The organism is Sphingomonas sp. S-NIH.Pt3_0716 (assembly GCF_003950715.1).
GTDB lineage: Bacteria > Pseudomonadota > Alphaproteobacteria > Sphingomonadales > Sphingomonadaceae > Sphingobium > Sphingobium yanoikuyae_A.
In genome coordinates this window covers 43722-52177 of the sequence record NZ_QLJK01000033.1, presented here as the reverse complement: position 1 = coordinate 52177, position 8456 = coordinate 43722, and the positions used below count along the sequence as shown (strand labels likewise).

Genomic DNA, 8456 nt, shown 5'->3' with positions numbered 1-8456 from the left:
ACATAGCTATAGCCCTTGGTCGCATAGTCGCGATCGCTGCGCAGCATGCCTTCATTGTTGGAATATTCGCCGCTCAGCAGGATATGACCGCGTCCGCCGGCAAAATCCTGGCCGACCGCCAGGCCGAGGCGCTGGTTGGCATTGTCGCCCTCGTCGGAAATGCCCGCTTGGGCGACGCCCTTGATGCCGGTGAATTTCTTGTCGAGCACGAAGTTGACGACACCCGCGACCGCGTCAGAGCCCCATTGGGCCGAGGCACCGCCGGTCACCACGTCAACCCGCTGCATCAGCAGCTGCGGCAGCACATTGGTGTCGATCGTGCCGATATATTCGGTCGGCGACACGCGCATGCCGTCGAACAGGATCAGCGTGCGCAGCGGTCCCTTGGGATTGGCGCTGGGCGTGCCCAGGCCACGCAGGTTGAGCACATTGCCGTGGATCGGCGCGTTCGAGAAATTCGACGCCGACTTGGACGGGCTGAGCGAATTGGAGAATTGCGGCAGCTTGTTGAGCGCGTCCGGAATGCTCGACGGCGTCGTGCGCGACAATTCCTCTGTCGTCGCCACCGTCACCGGCGTCGGCGCGGTATAGCCATCGCGCACGATGCGCGAGCCGGTCACGACGATGTCGGATGTGCTGACCGGTGCGGCACTACCCTGCTCGGCGGCCTGCTCCGGTGCCGGTGCGGGCGCCGCCGCATCCTGCGCCAGGGCGCTGCCCGTCATCGCGACGATGCTGGCGCCGATCGCCAGCGACGACGCAAAAATCTTGTGCTTGGACATTGGTCTTTCCTCTCCCTGGACGCAATGTGTCGGCTCGTTGGCCCACACCTGTCATTATTATCCCGGTGTGCATTTTTATTTCTATCGCTCCAGCGGTGGATGTCAACTAATTTTGCACCAGTGGTAAATGTTTGATCGAAAAGAATTTGCCGCCTTGCCGCAACGGAAATCCGGCCTTCTTATTAGGGACAAGGGATAAAGCCGCGAAAAGCGGCGCATCACATATTGACCTACGGTGCAAAAATGTGCGTTATGCCGGCAACAGATCGTGCCGCTCCGCGGACCAGGCACGGCGATCAGCATGGAGAAGGTCGGTGTCGAGCCTGCGCAACAGAGAATCGGTGATAATCAGGGCGTTCCGTCGATGAGCGAACCTGCCTTGTCCCTGTCAGCTTCGCCGTCACCCTCAGCGTCGATCGACAGCCCCGCGCCGCCGTCCCCTGCCCCGGCCACCGCCGATTATCCCAGCCCCTTCATGGGCTGGCTGACGGTCGCGATCCTGTTCCTGCTCTATATCCTGTCGCTGACCGACCGGAACATCATGGCGCTGATGGTCGGCCCGATCAAACAGGATCTGGGCCTGTCCGACCTGCAGATCAGCCTGCTCCAGGGGCCGGCCTTCGCCGTCCTCTTTTGCCTGTGCGCCATTCCGCTCGGCATGGCGCTCGACCGGTTCAGCCGCCGCATCGTCCTCTATCTGTCGGTCACGGTGTGGAGCATCGCCGCTGCCTCCTGCGGTCTCGCCGGCAGCTTCATCGGCCTTGCCATGGCGCGGGCCGGGGTGGGCGCGGGCGAGTCGGGCTTTGGCACCGGCAGCTATTCGGTCGTCGGCGACAGCTTCCCCCCGCACCGCGTCTCGCTCGCCATGTCGGTCTTCATCATGGGCGGCGTCATGGGCGCGGGCATCGTCTTCCTGCTGGGCGGCCCGATCGTCGGCGCGGCGATGAAGGCGGGTCCGGCCAGCTGGCCGATCTTCGGCACACTCCAGCCCTGGCAGCAGGTGTTCATCATGACCGGCGCGCCCGGCATCCTGCTCGCCTTCCTCGTCTTCCTGTTCCGCGAGCCGCCCCGGCGCAAGGCCGTGAGCGCGGGCGCGGGCTATGGCGAAGCATGGGCCTATATCCGCCGGCACAAGCCGCTCTACACCGCCGCCTTCGTCGGCTTCGGCCTCGCCTATGCCGCCACCATCGGCTTCCAGCTCTGGACGCCAGTCTATCTCGCCCGCGTCCATGGCTGGCAGCCGGCACAGATCGGCCCGGTGATCGGCATCGCCCAGATCGCTGCCGCGGCGCTGATCCCGCTCCATGGCTGGACCGTCGATCGCCTCTATCGCCGGGGGCGCAAGGACGCGCATCTCTTCTGGTGCCTGATGACCGTGCTGGCCGCCACCCCCTTCGGCATCGCCGCCTTCCTGGTCTCCAGCCCCTGGACCACGGTCGCCTGCTACTGGTGCTTCATGGCGCTGATCCTGTCGACCGCGAGCATGGGGCCGGCTACCGTCCAGGTCGTCACTCCGGCCTATCTGCGCGGCCGCGTCTCGGCGCTCTATGTGCTGGCATCGGGCCTCATCGCCATGGCCGGCGGCCCGGCCTTCATCGGCCTGGTCACCGACAAATTATGGGGCGACGAGATGAAGGTGGGCCTCTCGCTCATTACCAGCGTCTTCTGCGTGCTGCTGCCCGCCGCTCTGCTCTTCGCCCTCGGCCGCGCCTCGATGCGCCGCGCCCATGAAGGCGAGCCGGTCTGACCGGCTGTTCCCGAAAGGACATAAAGATGATCGAAACCCGCCGCCCCGCCTTCATCGACGGCAAGCCCAAGCAGTTGCTGATCGACGGCCAGCATGTCGACGCCCTGTCCGGCAAGACATTCCAGAGCTTCAGCGCCTCCACTGGCGAACTGGTCGCCGATCTGGCGCTGGCCGGCGCCGAGGATGTCGACCGCGCGGTGCGCGCTGCCCGCGCCGCCTTCGAAGGGCCATGGAGCCGTTTCAAGCCGGCCGAGCGCCAGGCCGTGCTGCTGCGCCTCGCCGACCTGGTCGATGCCGAGTTCCAGGATCTCGCCCTGCTCGACGTGATCGAGATGGGCCGGCCGATCACCGCCGCCATGGGGCTGCGCGGCATGTTGCAGCGATCGCTGCGCCATTTCGCCGGCGCCGCCACCGCCATCCATGGCGAGACCCTGTCCAACAGCTTCCCCGTCGACCTTCTCTCCTACACGTTGAAGGAGCCGGTCGGCGTCGTCGGCGCGATCATCCCCTGGAACGGCCCGCTGTTCAGCGCCGCCTGGAAGATCGGCCCTGTACTCGCCACCGGCTGCACCATCGTGCTGAAGCCGGCCGAGGATGCCTCGCTCAGCCCGCTGCGCTTTGCCGAACTCTGCCTGGAGGCCGGCGTGCCGCCCGGCGTCGTCAATGTCGTCACCGGCGCGGGCGAGACCGGCGCGGCCCTTTCCGCCCATCCCGACGTCGACAAGATCGCCTTCACTGGCTCGTGCGAGACCGGCCAGCGGATCATCGCCGCTTCGGCCGGATCGGTGAAGAAGGTGACGATGGAACTGGGCGGCAAGTCGCCCAACATCATCTTCGCCGATGCCGATCTCGACGCCGCCACCCCGGCCGCCGCGATGGGCGTGTTCAACAATTCGGGTCAGGTCTGTGCCGCCGGCACCCGCCTGTTCGTCGAACGGCCGGTCTATGAGGAAATGGTGCAGCGCATCGCCGCCTTCGCCGCCAATCTCAAGATCGGCCCCAGCCTCGATCCCGAAACCGTGATCGGCCCGCTGGTGTCGGCCAAGCAGTTTGCCCGCGTCTCCTCCTATCTCGATCTTGGCCCGCAGGAGGGCGCCCGCCTCGTCACCGGCGGCCATCGCGTCACCGGCGGCGCGCTCGACAAGGGCCATTGGGTCGCGCCGACCATCTTCGCCGATGTGAAGGATGACATGCGGATCGCCCGCGAGGAAATTTTCGGCCCCGTCTCCTGCATCCTGCCCTTCGACAGCCTGGACGAGGTGATCGGCCGTGCCAACGCAACCCGTTTCGGCCTCGCCGGCGGGGTGTGGACCCGCGACATCGGCAAGGCCATGACGGCGGTCAAGCGCATCCGCGCCGGCTCCATCTGGGTGAACCATTATTTCGCCATGGACCCGTCAGTCCCGTTCGGCGGCTACAAGATGAGCGGCTATGGCCGGGAGGGCGGCGCCGAACATATCGACGCCTATCTCCAGACCAAGGGCGTGTGGATCCGCACCTGAGCGGCGCCAACCGAGGGGCTGGTCAGCCCCCCTCCCTCGGCATAGGCGCGGATCAGCACATAGAGATAGTCGCGTCCATCATAGACGCTCTTCACCCGGATGCGCTCGTCCACGCCATGCGCGCCATTGCCGTCGGGATCGAGGAAGATGCCCGGCACGCCATAGGTCGGGATGCCCGCCGCGCTGAGATAGCGGCCATCGGTGCCGGCGGTCAGCAGGTTGGGCACCACCGGAATACCGGGGAAATGCCGCTGCGACAGCTTTTCAGCCGGTCCCATGATCTCCGGATCAAGCGGCGGCGGCACGGCCGGCGCGCCCTTGTCGCCCTTGCGCGTCAGGGCAATGCCGGACGGCAGGACCGCGCGCAGCCGCGCCTCGACATCCTCCACCCTGTCGCCGGGAAACAGACGGCACTGGATCGTCGCCTGCGCCCGCTGCGGCAGCGCATTTTCGGCATGGCCCGCCTCCACCTGCGTCGCGACACAGGTGGTGCGCAGCATCGCATTATAGGTGACGTCGCCCGTCACCGTCGCGATCGTTGCGGCATCGTCCTGCCCCTGCCCCAGCCGCTCCATCGCCTGCCCCAGTACGCCGCCGACGATCGGCCCCATGCGGGTGAAATAGCCGCGATTGGTCGGGTTGAGCCGGATCGGGAATAACAGCCGCCGCACCGCCGCCAGCGCATCGGCCAGGTCATAGATCGCATTGTCGGGACGCGGCCGGCTGCTATGGCCGCCGCTGTTGCGCGCCTCGATCGTGAAGCTCTGCGCATATTTCTCGCCCACCGCCAGATAGAGGGCGATCGGCCGGCCATCCTTGTCGCTGATGCCATAGCCGCCCTCGTTCAGGGCAAAGCCCGCCTGCACCGCATCGCGCCGGTTGCGTAGCAGCCAGTCGACGCCGTTCACCGCATCGCTGCTTTCCTCGCCACAGGTCAGCGCCACCTTGATCGTGCGCCGGGGACGAAATCCCGCCGCCTGCATCCGGATCAGGCTGTCGACCCAGATCGCCGACAATGCCTTGTCGTCGATCACCCCGCGCCCGATGAAATAGCCCTTCTCCTCGGTCAGGCGGAACGGATCGCGCGGCCAATCCTCGCGCCGGGCGGCGACCACATCGATATGATCGACCAGCAGCATCGGCGCGGCGCGCGGATCGCTCCCCTCGATCCGGGCGATCAGGCCGCCATCCTTCTCATGCCCCTCCGGCACGAAGACCTCGGCGCGGTCCGGCCCGAACCCGGCCTTGCGCAGCCGATCGAGCATCCTGCCCGCCGCTACGGTGCAACTACCCGTCGGCGCGCTGGTGTCGGTTTCCACCAGTTCGCGATAGATATCGCGAAAGGCGATCTGGTCGGGGCGCAGTTCTGCCGCCATAGCCGGGCCGGATGCCAGCGCGACAAGGCCGCCAAGGGCCAGCAGGGAGCCTCTCATTTCTGGATGTCGAGCGCGCGTTCGGGGCAGGATTTCGCGCCCATCCAGGCCAGCCTTTCCTGCTCTTCCGGCACATCGATATCGCCGGGCATGATATAGCCCTCGTCATCCAGCTCGAAGATGTCGGGCGCCATCGCCCAGCAACGGGCATGGCCCTGGCATTTCTCGCGATGCACGATGATCTTCATGCCGCATCCTCCTGCGATCAGTCGAGGATCAGGTTTTCGATCCCGAACACATGGCCGCCATAGGTGACCGGCGCGGTGCCGGACTTGATGCGGAAGGTCGGGATGCGCTTCAGCCATTCCTCCAGCCCCACGACGATCTCGCGCCGCGCCAGATGCGACCCCAGGCAACGATGCGGACCATAGGCAAAGGCGGTGTGGCGATTATCCTCGCGCGCCAGGTCGATGCGCGCGGGATCGGCAAATTCCAGCGGATCGCGATTGGCGATCATCGTCGCGCAGGACACATAATCGCCCTTGCGGATCGGCGCGCCCTCGAAATCCACGTCCTTCGTCGCAACCCGGATCATCTGCACCGTCGGATAGGCGCGCAGCAATTCCTCCGCCGCCAGCACGATCCGCTTGGGGTCGTCGCGCAGCCATTGCTGGTCCGCCTGATGCCGCGCCAGATAGTTGAGGTCAAAGCCGATCGCGGCCGCCACCGTGTCCAGCCCGGCGATGAACAGCAGCACGCCCGTGCCCCTGATCTCCATGTCGGTCAGCGGCCGGTCGTCGATCCGCGACTGCACCAGGAAGGACATGAAATCATCGACCGGCTGTCGGCGCCGATCAGCAGAAAGCTCGTCGATGAAGGCGACGATGGTGCGCGCCGCCGCCGGCCGCTTCACATTGTCGCCATGCAGCAGGTCATTGGCCCAGCCGACAAATTCGTCCAGCCTATCGTCCGACAGGCCCAGGAAGCGCAGGAAGATATTGACCGCGAAGGGGAAGGCAAAATCGGTCATCACGTCGCAGCTGGTGCCCGACGCCGCGATCCGGTCGATCAGCACGCTCGCCCTTTCGCGCACCGCCGTTTCCAGCGCCATCACCCGCTTGGGCGACAGCAGGGGGTTGAGCAGCGAGCGGAACTTGCCATGGTCTGGCGGGTCCAGCTCCAGCGGGATCATCGGCCAGCTTTCACCCAGTGCCGAGGCAAAGATGCTGCGATGGCTGGAGAAGGTTTCGGGATCCTGCAGCACCCGCCGCTGGTCCTGCGCACGGGTGATGACCCATGTGCCCTTGCCGTCGCGAGTGTTGACCGGCGAATAGAAGATGCGCGGTCCATCATGCACCACCGCGCTCGCCGCCTGCGGATCGCCATTGGGCGTCGGCTCCAGCCCCGGCGAGCTGAACAGGCTGAAATTGCCGATCATGTCGGACGGCACATGCGCCGGGATCGGACAGGCGGCCATGGTCTCCATACTACGCTCTCCTGCAGCGGTAGCCAGTTCTCGCGCCACGACGGACCGGCCTTATCAATTTTGCATTATGGTATAGTTTATGAGCACGCCGCCGGCTGTCAATCGGGCAATCGTCGTTACGATATTTTCCCGCGCGCGGCGCACGGGCACCACCGCATTTCCACGCTTTTCCGCCATATTGCGCAAAATTCGCGATTTCCGTTGCCGATGAAAATTATCCTTGAGTGCAAAATATAACTAGCCACCTGTGCAATATTGACCTAAGGAATCGGTCATGGATCGCGAGCGGCCATCCGAAAGCCGCGAGCAGCCCGACGGGTGACACCCGGACGGCGCGCTCGCCTTTCGAGCAGAACAGGGATGTGAGTGGATGGCGGAAATGGAGCCCATCGATAGAGAAGAATTCCGGCAGGAGGCGCGCGCCTGGCTGAAGGCGAATTTTCCGCCGGCGCTGACCAATGTGCCCGGCCTCCTCTTCCAGGGCGACGCCCATGCTGCTGCCGCCAATGCCGACTATCAGCTCTGGCGCCAGCGCATGACCGACAAGGGCTGGGGCGTACCCACCTGGGCGCCGCGCTATGGCGGCGCCGGCCTCACCGAAGCCCATGGCAAGATCATCGGCGAGGAACTGGCCGCGATCGGCGGTTTCAACCCGATCCGCAGCTATGGCACGATGATGCTTGGCCCCACCCTGCTGGAATATGGCGACGAAGCGCAGAAGCTGGAACATCTGCCCTTCATCGCCAGCCATGAACGGCGCTGGTGCCAGGGCTTTTCCGAACCCGGCGCGGGATCGGACCTGGCCGCGCTCCAGACCAAATGCATCGACATGGGTGACCATTGGCTGGTCAGCGGGCAGAAGATCTGGACATCGGGCGCCGACCAGGCCGACTGGTGCTTCGTCCTCGTCCGCACCGATACGGAGCGCAAGCAGGGCGGCATCAGCTTCCTGCTGGTCGACATGCAATCCGAAGGGATCGAGGCCCGGCCGATCGTCCTCATCAGCGGATCGACCCATTTCTGCGAAGTCTTCTTCAACGATGTGAAGGTGCCCAAGGGCAATCTGGTGGGCGAGGTCAACCAAGGCTGGACCATCGCCAAGCGGCTGCTGCAGTTCGAACGCAACAGCCTGTCGGAGGTGAAGGCCGACATCACCCCCCTCGCCCCGCTGGCCCACGATTATCTGGGCACGGACGCGCTCGGGCGGATCGACAGCCCGGACCTGCGCGCCCGGCTGGTGCGCAATGCGATGCGGCATGAAGCCTATATGGCAACCGTTCGCCGGCTCGCAGCCGAAGCGAAGAATGGCGGCCCCAGCCATGGCGTTTCGGCGCTCAAGAATTTGTGGTCCGGCATCATCCAGGAACGGGCCGAACTGCTGGTCGAGATCATGGGCGCCGATGGCCTGGGCTGGGCCGGCGATCCCTACAGCGCGGCCGAGAAGGAAGCGACGCGCGCCTGGCTGCACAGCAAGGCCTTCTCCATCTACGGCGGCAGCTACGAGGTGCAGAACAACATCACCGCCAAGCGCACGCTGGGCCTGCCGGGCTGAGCATGGGCGAGGAC

Annotated in this window: 7 protein-coding genes; 3 read left to right on the top strand and 4 right to left on the bottom strand. The window is 65.5% G+C overall.

The annotated features are described in order from the left end of the window. Positions 1 to 782 (bottom strand): TonB-dependent receptor plug domain-containing protein (locus BRX37_RS21665; protein ID WP_164522505.1); only part of this gene is annotated, 782 nt, incomplete at its 3' end. A gap of 364 nt (positions 783 to 1146) precedes the next feature. Between BRX37_RS21665 and BRX37_RS21660 the strand changes: the two genes are divergently transcribed. Both BRX37_RS21660 and BRX37_RS21655 read left to right on the top strand, forming a co-directional pair. Then, positions 1147 to 2529, top strand: coding sequence for an MFS transporter (locus BRX37_RS21660; protein ID WP_125989400.1), 1383 nt, complete (start codon positions 1147 to 1149; stop codon positions 2527 to 2529). A 26-nt stretch (positions 2530 to 2555) separates the two neighbouring features. Continuing rightward, positions 2556 to 4031: an aldehyde dehydrogenase family protein gene (locus BRX37_RS21655; protein ID WP_125989398.1), complete on the top strand. Its 1476-nt coding sequence runs from the start codon at positions 2556 to 2558 to the stop codon at positions 4029 to 4031. Here BRX37_RS21655 and BRX37_RS21650 read toward each other — a convergent pair. From BRX37_RS21650 to BRX37_RS21640, 3 genes are read right to left on the bottom strand one after another with little or no spacing between them, the layout of a single operon-like run. Beyond that, on the bottom strand, positions 3995 to 5464 hold the full coding sequence (locus BRX37_RS21650; protein WP_318276848.1) for a M20/M25/M40 family metallo-hydrolase: 1470 nt from the start codon (positions 5462 to 5464) through the stop codon (positions 3995 to 3997). The genes BRX37_RS21655 and BRX37_RS21650 overlap by 37 nt on opposite strands. Beyond that, positions 5461 to 5652, bottom strand: a complete 192-nt coding sequence (locus tag BRX37_RS21645; protein ID WP_004212347.1) for a ferredoxin — start codon at positions 5650 to 5652, stop codon at positions 5461 to 5463. The genes BRX37_RS21650 and BRX37_RS21645 overlap by 4 nt, the downstream gene beginning before the upstream one ends. Before the next feature lie 17 nt (positions 5653 to 5669). Next, complete coding sequence (locus BRX37_RS21640) at positions 5670 to 6890, bottom strand: cytochrome P450 (protein ID WP_125989396.1); 1221 nt, start codon at positions 6888 to 6890, stop codon at positions 5670 to 5672. 370 nt (positions 6891 to 7260) lie between these two features. On the opposite strand from BRX37_RS21640, the gene BRX37_RS21635 reads away from it, so the two are divergent. Beyond that, a complete protein-coding gene (locus BRX37_RS21635; protein WP_017499264.1) occupies positions 7261 to 8442 on the top strand; it encodes an acyl-CoA dehydrogenase family protein in 1182 nt (393 codons plus the stop codon). Positions 8443 to 8456: the final 14 nt, after the last annotated feature.